This window comes from Niallia oryzisoli (assembly GCF_043641075.1).
GTDB lineage: Bacteria > Bacillota > Bacilli > Bacillales > Cytobacillaceae > Bacillus_BD > Bacillus_BD oryzisoli_A.
Genome location: NZ_JBHZRC010000002.1, coordinates 310,169 through 325,047 on the forward strand (window position 1 = coordinate 310,169; position 14,879 = coordinate 325,047).

Below are 14,879 nucleotides of genomic sequence, written 5' to 3' on the forward strand. Positions count from 1 at the left end.
CGAACAGTGCCAGGCACTGTTCGCTATGTCCGTTTTGAATAATTAATTTTCAGTTGCTGTATTCCCCATTGCAATAGAAATTCTATTCCAATTGTTGATTTGGTTAATTATTATTACAAGGTCTACATATTGTCTCTCGTCATAATGTTTACGTACTCGTTGATAAAGATCATCTGGCACACGTTTTGTTGGGATTAATGTTACGTATTCTGCCAACTCCAATGCTACTTTTTCTGCATCTGTGTAAAATGTGCACTCTCTCCAAGCACTAACACAATATAAACGTTGTTCCGTTTCTCCCATTTTTCTAGCATCAGCCGAATGCATGTTAAGGCAATAGGCACAACCATTTATTTGAGAAACTCGAATTTTTATAAGTTCACGAAGTTTACGGTCAATACCTGTAGTTTTCGCATACTTCTCCATTTCCATCATAATTTTAAGTGCCTCTGGTGCTACATTGTAATAATCAACCCGTTGTTCCATCTTATTTCCTCCTTCAATCTCTTTTCTTATTTAAGAGTCTGTTCCATAATTTCGCTGTCTAGAATTTATTCTTTATAACTTTTGAATAAATGGGTAAAAGCCTGCAAACTTACCGAAGAGTATCACCTACGTCTATGTGTGCGTTAATGATAAGTGTTATGTTCATTTTTTATTCTCCTTTTCAAAATGAAACCCAACAATTAAAGACTAAGTTAATCGACAATTAACATTGTCTATAATACGCACTATAATTAGTTTTGTCAAATGAATATCATTTGCCTAAAATGAGACGTCTTTTATTTGACTTAAACTGTAAATACTCCTATGATACAAATTGATAACCCTCAAAACAAAAGCAGGTGAGTTTATTTGCAGTATAGTGTCGGAGTTGAGTATGCTTTACATTGTCTGGTTTATTTAATTGATGTTCCCTCCAACGAAAGTATTGGGATTAAGGATTTGGCAGAGTTCCAAGGACTTCCTGAGACATTTCTGTCAAAGGTTTTCGGCAAATTATCTAAAGCTGGAATTGTAAGTTCTGTTCCTGGGGTCAAAGGAGGATATAGATTATCTAAATCTCCTGAAGATATTTCCTTTTGGGATGTAGTTGAAGCGGTCGAAGGTTCTAAGCCTATTTTTCAATGTAAAAACATTAAAGACAATGGGTATTTATATAGAGAGAATTGCTGTTCGGCTCCATCCTTTTGCACCATCAATTTAGTTATGCTCTCTGCTGAAGAAAAGATGCGTGATGAATTACGTAGTAAATCACTTGCATGGCTAAATGACGAACTTGGTAGTGTCTTATCCAAACAAATACGTGAAGATACACGGAAATATTTTTCGAAAAGTAATACATAAAACAAACCTCTCATGAAATTCCTTTATTCAAATGAATTCAGAGAGGTTTTTTCTATGGAATTATTTATAAAAATTATACTTAAATAACATTCGTTCCCTTAATGTTATTTTTTAAGATTATGCGTGATAGCTAGACCGGGGTTCTATACATGTTGAATACTAATGCTACTCGAATCGTATAGTGTGAAAGTGAATGGGTTGATATTGAAAAGCTTCATTTATCCTTGGAATTAGGATAAGTCCATTTAATGGAACTGAACTCTCCATGAGGATGGCTCTCTAATTGAAACTTCCTATATTCATATACTAGTTCTGGAAGCGATAATTCATATAGTTTCTTATCATCTTTATGATATACATTAAAGAAAATCAACTTATTTATTATGTTTTTACGTTTTTTTTCGATACCTTCCTGAAAGAATTTCCCCATCTGAATCACTCCTCCTTATTATTTATATAGTCTTCTAACATACCTTTTTACATTATTGGCAACATCATATAACCTGTTGTGAATGATTAAGTGATTTTAGAGTGAACATGGAACCCTTCACGTTTTGCAACCAATACTAAAGGCTCTAAAACAAATGCCATTTTCGCATCTATTTTAGAGCCTTTGGTTGACCAATTAGCTCATATACTATTCATAGTCATCTTTTATTAATTATAGAATTACAAAATTATTCGAAAACTAAGATTTATCCTATTGAAAATCCTGTTTAATCAAAAGCGAATTCATCCTTCACCCGATATTGAAAGAAATGAATTCTTTCTGCAATAGCAATAGTTGATCTGCAGCTTGTTTCATGTCTTTGAATGTTTAACACTTGATCAAGACATACTGTATAAAATTCACATATTAAACTGTCTATTATTCGACAGTTACTGTACTTTCTCTGATTTCAATTGTTTCTTCAATTGTAATAGCATCTTTGACAGACTGTACCATTGCACAATTTTTCGATGAGACTTTTAGTGACTTTTGAAGTTGATCTAGATTTAAACTTTTTCCTTCTATTATGAAGTGAAGTCTAATTTTTGTTACTTTATTTGCTTTCTGTTCATCACGCTCTACAGAAGCGTCAATTTCAATCGTATCATATGAAATCCTTTTCTTATCGAGGACTGTTCGAAAAACGCTGCCACTGCAGCCTACAATAGAGGAAACAAATAACTGAAAGGGACGAAAGCCGATTTCTGAATTTCCTGAAACAGATAATTCACCAAATTCAAAGTTACCCCGAAAAGCTCCTGATTCAGAAAGCTTAAATTCCATTTACTCCCATCTCCTTTTACACATGATAAACAAATCCAGCATTAACTATTGGCTCTGTAATATTGTAATGTCGATTTGCTCACAAAATATCGGAACTACTAATTATAATGGAGTTCCTACATATTCAATCCCAATAATTAAAGATTATTTGCCCTACCGTTTCTGGCTTCCAATGAGCAATTTGTTCTAATTCTGCACGATTTAATTCAGTTTTCTTTATAAGCCCCTGATTTAAAGGAACATGTAGCTCTCCTGTACCTATTACTTGGTAGAAAGAAGAAAAAGGTTCATTAAGAACAGGTCGGTCGATGAAATGAATGTTTTCAAATTCAACAACCGAAGCAAAAGCAAGATAAGGATAATGTTCATTTAGCAAAATAAAAAACAGATTACCTAACATCTCAACTTGTGCATAATAAAAATTTGTTGGGTATTGCGGGGTTACGAAATCCATAACTTTTCCACGATTACGAGAGGCAAAGTCGAAGCATAACTGTTTAAATTGCTCCCCATCTACTTGTGGGGGCTTATTTAGCTTTGAATCATAAAAACCTGTTACTTCATTAGGAAGTTTCATCCTGTGTTCACCATCCGTTACACACTGAATTAGAAAAATAAACCACTAACTTTTAGGGGTCATTTCACTAATTGGTTTTGAACTACTTTTTTTATTAGAATGTGCGATCTTGGTACATCCTACTTTAGATGAACTTCAATATAATCCTTTTAGCTCTACTTTTTTATATAGTCATCCTTTAATAAGCCTAGAATAAAAGTTATTATTCATTTCTACATATTTTCTGCTTATTTACATCCAAAAAGCATATCGCCATAAACATTTTTTTATTGCCAAATACACTTGTATAATTTATAAAAATTTAATATTAAAGGTTACGTTCCTAATTTATCAGTCTATACTTGTCCAAACATCTCCGAATAAGCTAATTAATGAAAATGGAGAAGGAGATGTTTATATGAACAGAAATGAATTCGACAATTTTGGAAATCAAAATTACTATCGACGTTCAAAAACCAATAAAAGGAATGAAGAATTTGATCATGAATCTGAATCAAATTCAGAGCCCCAAATGAGTCATCCAAAGAGAGATCCTGGTAATGTTGGTGGAGTAAATGCGTCAACTTGTCAAAAGCTTGCAGATATTATTGGCGGTGAGGTAGTCACCGCCACTCCTGTTTGTGTTGTTATGCGACTTAGAGATATCAAAGCATCGATTTTAGGACGCCGTACCCGCTCCCCATTAGCACTTCCATTTATGTTATCGTTTGAAAATAATGGCCTTAACCTAGGCGAAACAGTACTTCTTCAAAAAGAAGTGAATCCAATGCTCGATGCATTACGAAGAAGAGGAATTATCGTAACAGCATTTCATAACCATTGGCTGTTTGAAGAACCACGGTTAATGTATATGCATTGGGAAAACGTTGGAATGGATCCATTTACATTTGCCAGAAATAGTATTGAAGCTGCAAAAGAAGCTGGGCTTTTTTAAATTGCAGTACTTTGACCTTCATTAGAAGGTCTTTTTTGTTTATCTAACTAAATAAATTATTCGGGAGGTAACTGAACCACAAAAGCTACAGTAAACACCTCGCCGTCCTTTTGGAATTGCCCCCATATTTTATAGATCCCACTTTCTGGAAAAGTAGTCTCGAATAAAGCATCGGGGCCACTGCCTTGATCTTCCAACGCATGAACATGTAAATAGCGCTCACCGTCCTCAGAAAATACCACTACATGCCCGATCGATCCTAAATAAGGTTCAAGGTCCGTAATAGGCTGATTTGTACCTTCATCATTTACGGTAAACTTTAGCGTCGTCTCTTTCCCTGCTTCAAGCGGAGAATCAAACGATAACGATACGTTCTTCCCATCAACTGACTTTTCGAGAATATCATCAACTGTAACAGCTTCTGTTTCTGCAGTCTCCCCTATTACTGTTACCCACTGCGTCTTCGTCATAGAACTAGCATCAGCTGGTTTGAAGTCTGCAGCCAGTCGATACTCTCCTCCAGCAGGGAACTCATTTATAATTTCAAAAACACCCTTGCCTTTGTATTCAGGATGAACATGATTAAAATACGATAAATCTTTGCTTACAATAATTAAATGCAGTAATTTTTCATGACTTATGTCAAAATCCTCAATCGGCTTCCCATTGTTTGTCATGTGAAGACGAATCAGCGTTTCCTTGTCGGAAGCTTGATTGTCATCAAGCTCCCATTCAACCTGTACATCTTCCGTTACTATCCGGTCACTCATTTGAATGTCTTTCTCTTCTTCCCAAGAAGCGTTCGTCCCACAGGCAGTGAGCAGAATTGATAATATTCCCGACAAAATGACCGTTAATAATACTCGTTTATTCATAACGTAACGCCTCGTTCAATGGAGTTTTGGCTGCTCTTCTTGATGGAGCAAAACTTGAAAATAAACTAATCAAGATTCCAAACAAGAAGATAATTAAGATAATGAGAGGTGAAACACCAAATTCAAAGGTTAAGGAATTGATTTCTACAAAACCTGAAGTAATGTAGATTAGAAGAATCCCAAATAAAATTCCAATGACCGTTGCTGCAAGACCGATCCCAAAGCCTTCCAGTAAAATCATTCCAATGATCTGCCTCCGGGTAACCCCTACTGCACGCATCATCGCTATTTCTCTGACCCGCTCCATGATATTAATCAGCAAAGTATTAGTAATCCCAATACCAGAGACAATAATCCCAAGGACAACAAGCGCGTTAATAATGCTAAAAGATTCTGTGATGGTACCGCCGATCATCGAAACCCAATCCTCAGGTCCCCACATTTCTTCAATCCTTTCACCAAATTGATCGTATATATTTTCTCTCAATTGAAGCGGACTCGTCTGCTCATCTTTAATTACCAAAATATTTCTCTCATATTTCACGCCAAAATTCTTTTTGAAATGCTCCTCTTGCATAAAGGCGCTATAACCGCTGTTTTTCATTGTGTCTACCACACCAGCAACTTTAAAGGATTTTTCCCCGTCTAGCGTTTCAAGAGAAATGCTTTCCCCAATGTTTCCTCCCCAGACTCCATAAGAAATCTGATCAAGGATGATTTCATTACTTTTTAAATTCTTGATGATTTCACTATGTGTGCCAATTGGAACTGAAAACAGTGGGAATTGATCGATCCATTCCGTCCCTACTCCAAATATTGGGAGCATCCGCTTTTCGCCTTCCATATTCCATACAATCCCTTGCATGGAATATGCAGCAGCATTTGCGACCCCTTCTGTCTGTTTGATCTTTTCAAGGTCCTCTTTTTCAATGTGGTGAAACATGATATCTAGGTTCCCGCCATAAGAATCGTGAATCACTCTTTCATAGGACTGTAAAATCGCTGAATTTAGAGAACTCATTAACACAATCATCGCAATCCCAAGAGAAAGAATAACTGAAGTCATGGAAGTACGACCAATATTGCGATTTAAATTTCGGATCGCCATGTCTCCTAAAAATCGGAAGGCTAGACGATAGATCCCTTTCAACAGAAAACTAAACAGTGTAAAAAGATAAGGAAATACCAAAACAATTCCAATCATCAGTGGGAGTACTAAAATCAGATGCTTAATAAAAAAGCTTGATAATATGAGGAGAACGCCAATCATTCCAAACCACTTGTTTTTAACATTTGCTTTTGCTTTGTTCTCTTTTAATGTTTCAATTACACTTACCTTGCCAACCTGATAAATTGGATACCAAGAGGCAAGAATCGGAATAAGTAATCCAGCCATAACGGATACGATTAAACCAGTTGTAAGCATCATACCACTGTTGCTTTGGACACCATAAATCATGAAAATAAGTGTCTTTAATCCGAGCGCAAGACCGTACCCAACCAAGAGCCCAAAAACCGTTCCGATAATGGCAAGAAGGAAAATTTCCGTTAGCACCATGGACTGCAGCTGTCCAGGGGTATAACCAATTGTCTTCAATACAGCAAATTCACTTTTTCTTTCTTTAATGCTTACATATAGTGAATTAAAAATGATAAAGGCACTAAGTGCGATTCCTAGGAAACCAGCCAGATAGAGGGCTAAAAAGAATGTATTCAGATCTTTAAATACAGTGTCAAAATTAACAACGATAGGCTGCATATAAATCCCGCTATTACTTTTAACGACATGATTCAATTCTTGCTCTACCGTATCCAATTGATTTGGATTTTCTGCTTTCACCTGGATCGCTTGGATCTTCCCGTTTAAATCAAACCAATTTTGAACAATTGGCAGTGGAACCGCTACCGCCCAGTGGTGGTATTTGGCCATATTCCAGCTGGAAGGCCCCATTAAGTCTTTTGCGTATTGAACAATGGCCGTTACTTTAATCTTTTTTACGCCACTGTCTGTATCAAAAGAAATCGTATCGCCAACTTCGGAGCCCCATACCTTTGCAGTTCTATCCGTAATGACTGCTCCGCCTGCATTTAAATCACCTTCCATGACTTTAAAGCCAGTAACCGGTGTATTAAGCTGACTATAGCCAGTGATCATGACTCTTTTTTGAATTTCAGAAATCCCTTTTTCTTCTGTAATAAGCTTCGTACTTTCCTTTAACAACGAGATAGCTGTATAATCCGGACTCGAGGACATCCTTTTGTGAATATCCTCTGAAAAATAAGCTTCAGTTCCTGCAATATTAAAATCTGCCTTTCCAAAGGCTTCCTTTAAGTAAATGGGAAAGGCCTTTTCAGCTGTATCCACAGCCGCAATGACTCCAAATGTAGAGGCAACCCCTATCACGATCGACATAATCGTGAGAAACGTCCGCATCTTCCGCCGCATTAGATTACGCCATGCGATTAGCCATTGTTTCATGTCGGTTTCCTCCTTTATTTTCATCTGTCACAACTACACCGTCTCTTACAAGGATGATTCTATCTGCCACTTGTGCGGCATGTGGATCATGTGTCACCATAACCACTGTCATTTTTTCTTCTTTATTTAACTCTGATAATAGCTTTAAGATATCTTCTCCATTTTTTTGATCGAGATTTCCGGTAGGTTCATCTGCTAAAATTAAACTTGGCTTCATCGCTAACGCCCGAGCAATCGCTACCCGCTGTTGTTGGCCGCCGCTTAACTGGGAAGGGAATGCTGACTCTTTTTCTTGTAGGTTTACATCTGATAACAGTTTTTGTACAACTGATTTTATTTCCTCCTTTTTCGCGTTATTAGCAGAAAGTGCAAGGGCAATATTTTCTCCAACCGTCATCATCGGTAAAAGCTGATAGTTTTGAAAAATAAAGCCAACCTTTGTACGTCGGAATAAGGTACGTTGTTTTTCATTTAAATGGTTTAATTCAATCCCATCCACTTCGATATTTCCAGACGTCGGAAGATCCAGTCCGCCTATCAGTTGTAATAGCGTGCTCTTTCCAGATCCACTCGGCCCCATAATGGCAACAAACTCACCTTTACTTACCTGGATAGTCGTATTCTTTAACGCAAAGAAATCTCCTGACTCTAACGCATATACTTTTGAAACATCCGAAACTGAAATCATATGTTCTTCCCTCCAAATGATATAAGTCATTTTCCATAGGTTATTGATTTTCTATATTCTCATTGTACTGAGTACCCCCCCTTATCAAACCGCACTCTTTTTGGAGGAACCCCGCACAATTTCATGAAACAAACCGCATGTAATTTGGGAAATGACCGCAGGAATTTGCGGGTGCCCGAAAAACGTTTGCGAATAGGAGCAAATTGTACATCCAAATGTATGACCAATTTTAGACAGGAGATTGAGCTTAATACGAAGCAAACTTGTTTTTAGAAGTAAAATTAGAGTTTTACGCTAAAATGAATTTTAGATTGCAAAATGATGTTCTTAACTAACGTAAGCAGTATAGTTCAGGAACCTTGAACTTGTCAGAAGTATATAGATAAATGAGTTGATTTTCTTATGAGGGGGGAATTCTAAGTGTATCAAGATTTTTCTTATGGCAACCAGGTACCTATGCATAGACAAAGGATTACAATGCAACAAGCCCAAGAAATAGCTCTTCAAAGGGTACCAGGGAAAGTTATGCATGTGGATATGGATTTAGAAAATGGTGTTTTAGTTTATGAGGTATTTATTATGACACCACAAGGCATGATATTTGAAGTAGAGATACTCGCAAAAAACGGTAAAATCTTAAAAATTGACCAAGAAAATGATCATGACTAAAATAAGCTATTCCTAGAACCGGAGCATTAATTAAGTTAGGATAATAAATTATAAAAAAACGCTCAGATTTAAAACTGAGCGTTTTTGCTTGCTATTTACATTACCAATTTGGTATTTATTATTTTGCATTCCATTTGGTCAATTAGGATCATTCACTATTGCTCAATCTTTAAATTAGGTATATTGAAATTTTTACGATCAAGAATCGTTTTTTTCTTCCCATTAAGTGTCTTTTCAAGAAAATCTACAATTACTCTATTAGTTACTTCATAAATCGGCTCTGGATTCGCAGGAAATATACTGTCATTATCATACATTGTTCCGGAAAGATAAGGTCTTAATAAAGGCATATCGGTGAAGCTATTGTGTATAGCACCGCCGTATATGGTAATATCATAGGCTGGACCTGTAACTACTTGTTTGTATCTGTCATTATATACATGGAACATCTCTCTTAATTCTTGCTCCGTCTGTGGGTCTAGTCCTGGCGGCAGTGGCTGTTCCACTTTTCCCGTTAAGAACATCTCTGACATTTCCGTTTTAATAAAGGCAAACGGCTTTGTCATTGTTTCTGTGTCAGTAAGACCCATAAACGACCCATCAATATTAATGGCTGATTTAATTTTAGGTTCAACCTGCAAAGCACGCGCTGCTGCAGCTCCACCCATTGAATGCCCTACTGCCGCAATGTTTTTTAAGTCTAGTTTGTTCTTAAAGATCTTATCCTTTTTATTCAAGGTACCCAGCTTCTTAATAACAAATTGTATATCCTTTACCCAGATATTATTGACGTAATCATCGTATTCTTCGAGCTGCGGGATGCTATTTCCAGGTAAAAATTGAGAAGCAGTTGGGATAAACCGCCCATCTTGAAATTCAGTGCCGAAGCTAAAGTGAGAGTGGTCAATACTGACTACAATGAATCCTTGACTTGCCAGTTCACGTGTCAGCCATTGATAATTCCAATTGCTCACACCCAGACCATGTGAAAACAAGACAACAGGATAGATTTTTTCCTTAGTAGATAATCGTCCATCCTTATACACTTGTGTATTGATATCATTCACATCAGCAAAAAGTTCACCAAAGCTAAAAGTGGAAATGATCTGATTGATCCCCTTCTCGGTCATTGGAAGATAGGGCTCCTTTTTCTTTCCTTTACTGCTAGCTTTATCGGACGGATACCATACTTGAACCTTAAGTTCCCTCTTGTTCTTCGGGTCAAGCAAGTCTTTTCTGGAAGTGTCTACCCAATCATAGGTGGTAGATCCAACTTTGTACTCTCCTGTCGTTTTCGGTAAGTTTACTAGAGCCTGTTCCGACTTAATGGAAGTTTCAATGGGTACCTCCTTTCCATTGCCCTCTTGGGCACTTGCTGAAATGGCACCCGTAAGTAATGTAATTGCCGTTAAGGTACTGATCATTAGTTTTTTCATTTCTTATTCCCCCATTTATCAATTTGTTTGTTCATATGAACCAATACTACAAATCTTTGATTAACAATCAGGATGGCATGATTCTTAGATACCTAGCCAAATTGTTTCGTTGTTTTCTATAATCACATTGTACTAAGGTTCGCCCCTACTCAAACCGCACACTTATGAAGGACCCCCGCACGATTTATTGAAAAGCACCCCACTATTTTTCGAGAACCACCGAAAGATCTTTGCGGTGCTTCAAACAATATTGAATGACAACAAAAAAACCACCAAGGGGGACCTCCCTGGTGGTTCTAATCCTATTAGTCATTATTTCAGTTCTTCCTCTGGAATCAATCCAAGCTTTTTTGCCTTAGCAAGCGTATCAACCCTCGTTCGAACACCAAACTTTTGATAAAGAGTGGTTAAACTGTACTCTAACGATCGTTGACTCATGGCCATTGAGGAGGCGATTTCCTTCGTGCTTTTTCCCTTTGAAAGCTCTAAAAGGATTTTTTCTTCGTTAGTGGTTAGGACGACTTTTTCATTTGAATTGGAATTGTCAGAAATGACGCCCGGCCTTCTTAGTTCTCTAACCAATGAAAGCGGAAGAACGACCTGCTGCCTTAAGGCACATCGAATCCCCATAACTAACTCATCCCTCGAGGATGTCTTTGATAGAAATCCAGCAACACCTGCATCCACTAGCAGATTAAAATGAGGCTTGATATCAAATCCAGTATAAATTAACACAGTCAGATCCGGATTATAGGCCAACGCTTGTTTGGCTAATTCGAGGCCATTTAAGTGTGGCATGTACAAATCAAACAGCAAGACATCATAATGATTTAGTTTGATTCGATTCATCGCATTCAACGAGCTGTTTTCAACCGTTATCTTAAAATCGGGTTCTTGTTCCAAAAGCATTTTGGTCCCTTCGATAATAGATAAATGGTCATCTACAATCAGAATATTAACCATCACACGAAGCTCCTTTCAAGCTTAATGGGGAATTCCAAAATAGCTTCTCCCCCTATGCCCTTCTTCGGGAGAATATGAAGCTCCCCACCTAGACTTTGCGCTCTTTGGCTTACGGTTGTTAATCGTATATTTCCCGTTTCAGGACTCTCCTCTATCCCATCATCATTATAGACTATTCGTAGTCGTTCTTTATCATGATAAAGATGAAATGTAATCGTCTTGGCTTTGGAGAAGTCTTCTGCATAATGAAGCAATTCCTGAACGATTCGGTAAATTCCAATGGTTTGTTCCTCACTTAACCAAGGCTCCGAGATAGCCTCTGATGTAAAAAGTATTTTATAGGTGGACGTAAGCTGAATGTGCTCAAACAAGTTTTCCAAGGATTGTTCCAGACCTAATTCCCGTAAAAGTGGGGGCCGCAGGTTATTACACGTCGCACGGATGGCATGAATGATATCCAATAATCCTTGTTCAATATCGATTAGCTTCGCTTTCGTTTCACCTTCTATTTCCTTCTGGTTTAGCAGGGATTCTACTCTTCTATATAATTCAATTTGATCCTGCAAGACGGTATCATGTAAATCCGTTGATAAGGTTAATCGCTGCTGCTCTTGCAGATTAAACATCAATCGCAGCACCCATTGAGGGGATTCCCTACTCTGTGAAGCTGTTTCTAGCTGCTCCATTAAGTTTTCTATCATATTTATATTCTCAAAAATCATCATGGAATGGTGTGCGAGTGTTTCCAGCCAAATGGACTCCATCGGTTCTTGAATAGAACTTGCAGCTAGTGAGAGGATGAAAGGACGCCGCTGTCGCTCTCCCAATTTAATGTAAACCCTGTCGGATATCCTCACCAATTTCCCGTTTACGATTGTTCCTTCCTCTTTCGGCTCACTACCTGCATTTTCTGGAAATGATTTCATAATCATAGGATTCGAACTTGGCAGAATAGTTACCAGCTCTTTCACCATTCTCTCCTCTAATTCAGCTAGTTTCATAACTGAAATAAGGTCCTGCGAAAAGTTCTTAAGACTATTTTGTAGCTCTTCATGGCGATTTTTGTGGTATGCAAGCTCCATTTCCATTAGCTTTCGGTCTGTAATATCCCTAGTCGAAACGACTTGAAGATAATTCTCTGTATCAGGGAGCGGGGTGGTTTTACACTCACAATACCGCACTTCTCCATTCTTTTTCACAAGTCGATACTCCGAGGAATTCGTTTGTTTTGAAGCAAGTAAATTTTTGTGCCTTTGGATCATATAGTCCCGATCATCAGGGTGAACCATAAAAAAGGTATCTCGATTTATAAGTTCCTCATGGCTATAACCGGTATACTCGTATGCATTTGGGGTAATATAAACAATGTGACGATTTCGATCCACAATCATAATGATATCACTTGTATGATTCAGGATCGTTTGAAATAATTGCTGGTCGTTATTCATAGTAATCACCACCTGTGTTTTCATTCTATTCTTAGTTTACCTGATTCTAAATCAAGCGAACCGCAAGAATCTTGCGTGCTTGGATTTCTGTCTTATTTGAAAAACTTCTTTCCTTTTCATCCTCTAAACATAATCTTTTTAAAAGCCTCTTCTAACTAAACTGAATTTGTTTTATCATACTCGTAAACTTACCAGTAAAAACCGCAAAACAGCTGCTTCCTACCGCAAAGATTTTGTTACCTTCCACTTATAATAAAATGAAGAGCTTGGAAACCTATCCTTCTTGACATATTACAAGCTCTATTTTTGTATTATTCAAAAAATATGTTTGGTGGCTGCTTTTTTTTACTCTATATCTGTAAGCCCGTACCTCAACCAATAATGGGTATTTGCAAGGTAATCTGCAGTCCATTTCCAGGCCGCGAATGATACTCAATCGTTCCGTTTAAGCTTCGAATTCTCTCTCCCATACCTGATAGACCCATACTATTAAAAGAAGGTCTCAAATTTCCAGCATCTAACCCAATGCCGTCATCTGTATAGGTAAGATGCAGGGCTTCATCTGATCGGTATAGATGAAAATGTAGATGAGCAGCTTGGGAATGTTTCGTTGCGTTGTTTAGCAGCTCCTGAGCGATACGATATAGACCAATGGTTACTTCTTCATTAAGACCCTCTATATTTTCTGTGGTAAATGTGATGGTAAAAGTTGAGGAAGCTTGAGTATCATGAAATAACTGCTCTAAAGCACGAATCAGTCCTAATTCTTTTAATAGTGGTGGACGAAGCTCATGACAGGTCACTTGAATTTGATGAATCGTGTCCGTTAGTCCTTGTAAAATCCCCTTCAGTTGAAGAGCCAGTTCATCATCAATTTGTTTATCCTTTACCATGGTTTCCAAACGTTTCAATAACGACATTTGATCCTGTAAAACCGTGTCATGTAAATCACTGGATAATTCCATTCTCTGTTTCTCTGACAAATGAAACAGTAATTTAATGATCCATTGGGGTCTTTCCACTTTTTTAAGAGCAGTATCCAATTGAACCATAAGACTTTCTATCATCGTTAAGCTTTCAAATACCATACTGGTGTAATGAACCAATGTCTCAAACCAGATACGATCCATTGATTCTTTAATGGAAGCTGCCATAATCGTAAGAATATAGGCCTGTTCCTTATGGTCACCAAGTAAAACATGAATCTGCTTGTCATCAACCTGAAGTTTACCAACGGTTAATAGTGGCATATATAAAAGCAGCCCTGTAGTAAAATCACCTTCAAACCTAAGCGTTTCACGATTATAGACAACGATTTTTGGATGAGAATCTGGAATAACGGTCGTAAGCTCCTTCATAAGCCTCGCTTTAAGGTCTTCTATCCTCCTAACAGAGGATAAATTCTGTGAATAGTGCTTTAATTTATTTTGAAGCTCTTGATAACGGTTCTTTCGATTCTCGAGTTCCAGCTCCATCCTTTTCCTAGATGTAATATCTCTAATGGAAACAACCACAAGATTGTCCGGATGATTGGGCATCGGCATGACCCTTGATTCAAAATATCTTATTTCTCCATTTTTATGAAAGACGCGATATTCATCAACCATAGATTCTTTTGTCATGGCTTCCCTATGTGAAGCCATCAGTTTATCACGATCTTCAGGATAGACAGGGTCAAAGGCATTTTTCCCAACGAATTCCTCAGGACGATAGCCTAATATGGATTCGAGGGATGGAGTACAAAATTTTACGATTTGATTTTTGTCAACGATGAGAAGGATATCGAGTGTATGCTTTGCAATCGTTTCAAACTCCCAGTTTATGTGGTCTGTATTTTCCAAATTTTCACCGCCTATTTGGGTCAATTCCTCTATCTTACATTTTACAAGCTAAAGCTAAAAAGTGAATAGAAAATTCTGACTAATTACTATATATAATATTCCCAATCATTAAAAATTCAAGAATTGTAAAGTAATGAACTGGTATTTTTAAATTTGAATATTTGAATGGAAGGTTTATCCCACTTTTAACGGGGGGAAACTTGGAGATGAAATGAAAAATCCTAGGAAGCATCCAATTAAATTGCCAATCGATTTACCCCTTTATCCAATACTTTTACACGTGGGTGTCGTCAGGAAAGTGCAGATTAAAAGCGTAAGGATTTTCAAAGAAAAATAGCCTAATCCTCGT

At 37.3% G+C, this 14,879-nt stretch carries 14 protein-coding genes; 3 read left to right on the plus strand and 11 right to left on the minus strand.

Annotation, left to right across the window (positions count from 1 at the left end):
* Positions 1-42 precede the first annotated feature (42 nt).
* Entirely contained in the window at positions 43-486 is a 444-nt protein-coding gene (locus ACHUFV_RS11040) for a carboxymuconolactone decarboxylase family protein (protein WP_394234016.1), read from the minus strand.
* Between the two features lie 369 nt (positions 487-855).
* Here ACHUFV_RS11040 and ACHUFV_RS11045 point away from each other — a divergent pair, with 369 nt between their 5' ends.
* Complete coding sequence (locus ACHUFV_RS11045) at positions 856-1,347, plus strand: RrF2 family transcriptional regulator (protein WP_394234018.1); 492 nt, start codon at positions 856-858, stop codon at positions 1,345-1,347.
* A 214-nt stretch (positions 1,348-1,561) separates the two neighbouring features.
* On the opposite strand, the gene ACHUFV_RS11050 is transcribed toward ACHUFV_RS11045, so the two are convergent.
* The 3 genes from ACHUFV_RS11050 to ACHUFV_RS11060 form a co-directional block, all read right to left on the minus strand.
* Positions 1,562-1,777, minus strand: a complete 216-nt coding sequence (locus ACHUFV_RS11050; protein ID WP_394234020.1) for a Fur-regulated basic protein FbpA — start codon at positions 1,775-1,777, stop codon at positions 1,562-1,564.
* Between the two features lie 438 nt (positions 1,778-2,215).
* Positions 2,216-2,620: an OsmC family protein gene (locus ACHUFV_RS11055; protein WP_394234021.1), complete on the minus strand. Its 405-nt coding sequence runs from the start codon at positions 2,618-2,620 to the stop codon at positions 2,216-2,218.
* 124 nt (positions 2,621-2,744) lie between these two features.
* Positions 2,745-3,197: a hypothetical protein gene (locus ACHUFV_RS11060; RefSeq protein ID WP_394234023.1), complete on the minus strand. Its 453-nt coding sequence runs from the start codon at positions 3,195-3,197 to the stop codon at positions 2,745-2,747.
* Positions 3,198-3,594: 397 nt separating this feature from the next.
* Here ACHUFV_RS11060 and ACHUFV_RS11065 point away from each other — a divergent pair, with 397 nt between their 5' ends.
* Positions 3,595-4,131 carry a DUF1259 domain-containing protein gene (locus tag ACHUFV_RS11065; RefSeq protein WP_394234025.1) on the plus strand — a complete coding sequence of 179 codons (537 nt, stop codon included), beginning with the start codon at positions 3,595-3,597 and terminating at the stop codon, positions 4,129-4,131.
* 56 nt (positions 4,132-4,187) lie between these two features.
* On the opposite strand, the gene ACHUFV_RS11070 is transcribed toward ACHUFV_RS11065, so the two are convergent.
* From ACHUFV_RS11070 to ACHUFV_RS11080, 3 genes are read right to left on the minus strand one after another with little or no spacing between them, the layout of a single operon-like run.
* Entirely contained in the window at positions 4,188-5,006 is an 819-nt protein-coding gene (locus ACHUFV_RS11070; RefSeq protein ID WP_394234027.1) for a hypothetical protein, read from the minus strand.
* Positions 4,999-7,485 (minus strand): FtsX-like permease family protein, encoded by a 2,487-nt coding sequence (locus ACHUFV_RS11075; protein ID WP_394234029.1) that lies wholly within the window; start codon positions 7,483-7,485, stop codon positions 4,999-5,001. The genes ACHUFV_RS11070 and ACHUFV_RS11075 overlap by 8 nt, the downstream gene beginning before the upstream one ends.
* Positions 7,457-8,173, minus strand: coding sequence for an ABC transporter ATP-binding protein (locus ACHUFV_RS11080; protein ID WP_394234031.1), 717 nt, complete (start codon positions 8,171-8,173; stop codon positions 7,457-7,459). Before ACHUFV_RS11080 ends, ACHUFV_RS11075 begins: the two co-directional genes overlap by 29 nt.
* Positions 8,174-8,593: 420 nt before the next feature.
* Here ACHUFV_RS11080 and ACHUFV_RS11085 point away from each other — a divergent pair, with 420 nt between their 5' ends.
* Positions 8,594-8,842 (plus strand): PepSY domain-containing protein, encoded by a 249-nt coding sequence (locus ACHUFV_RS11085; RefSeq protein WP_394234033.1) that lies wholly within the window; start codon positions 8,594-8,596, stop codon positions 8,840-8,842.
* Between the two features lie 155 nt (positions 8,843-8,997).
* Here the strand turns inward: ACHUFV_RS11085 and ACHUFV_RS11090 are convergent, their stop codons facing one another.
* From ACHUFV_RS11090 to ACHUFV_RS11105, 4 genes are all read right to left on the minus strand, one after another.
* Positions 8,998-10,278, minus strand: a complete 1,281-nt coding sequence (locus ACHUFV_RS11090; RefSeq protein WP_394234035.1) for an alpha/beta hydrolase family protein — start codon at positions 10,276-10,278, stop codon at positions 8,998-9,000.
* A 312-nt stretch (positions 10,279-10,590) separates the two neighbouring features.
* A complete protein-coding gene (locus ACHUFV_RS11095; RefSeq protein ID WP_394234037.1) occupies positions 10,591-11,241 on the minus strand; it encodes a response regulator transcription factor in 651 nt (216 codons plus the stop codon).
* Positions 11,241-12,689: a PAS domain-containing sensor histidine kinase gene (locus ACHUFV_RS11100; RefSeq protein ID WP_394234039.1), complete on the minus strand. Its 1,449-nt coding sequence runs from the start codon at positions 12,687-12,689 to the stop codon at positions 11,241-11,243. Before ACHUFV_RS11100 ends, ACHUFV_RS11095 begins: the two co-directional genes overlap by 1 nt.
* A 371-nt stretch (positions 12,690-13,060) precedes the next feature.
* Positions 13,061-14,530: a PAS domain-containing sensor histidine kinase gene (locus ACHUFV_RS11105; protein WP_394234041.1), complete on the minus strand. Its 1,470-nt coding sequence runs from the start codon at positions 14,528-14,530 to the stop codon at positions 13,061-13,063.
* Positions 14,531-14,879: the final 349 nt, after the last annotated feature.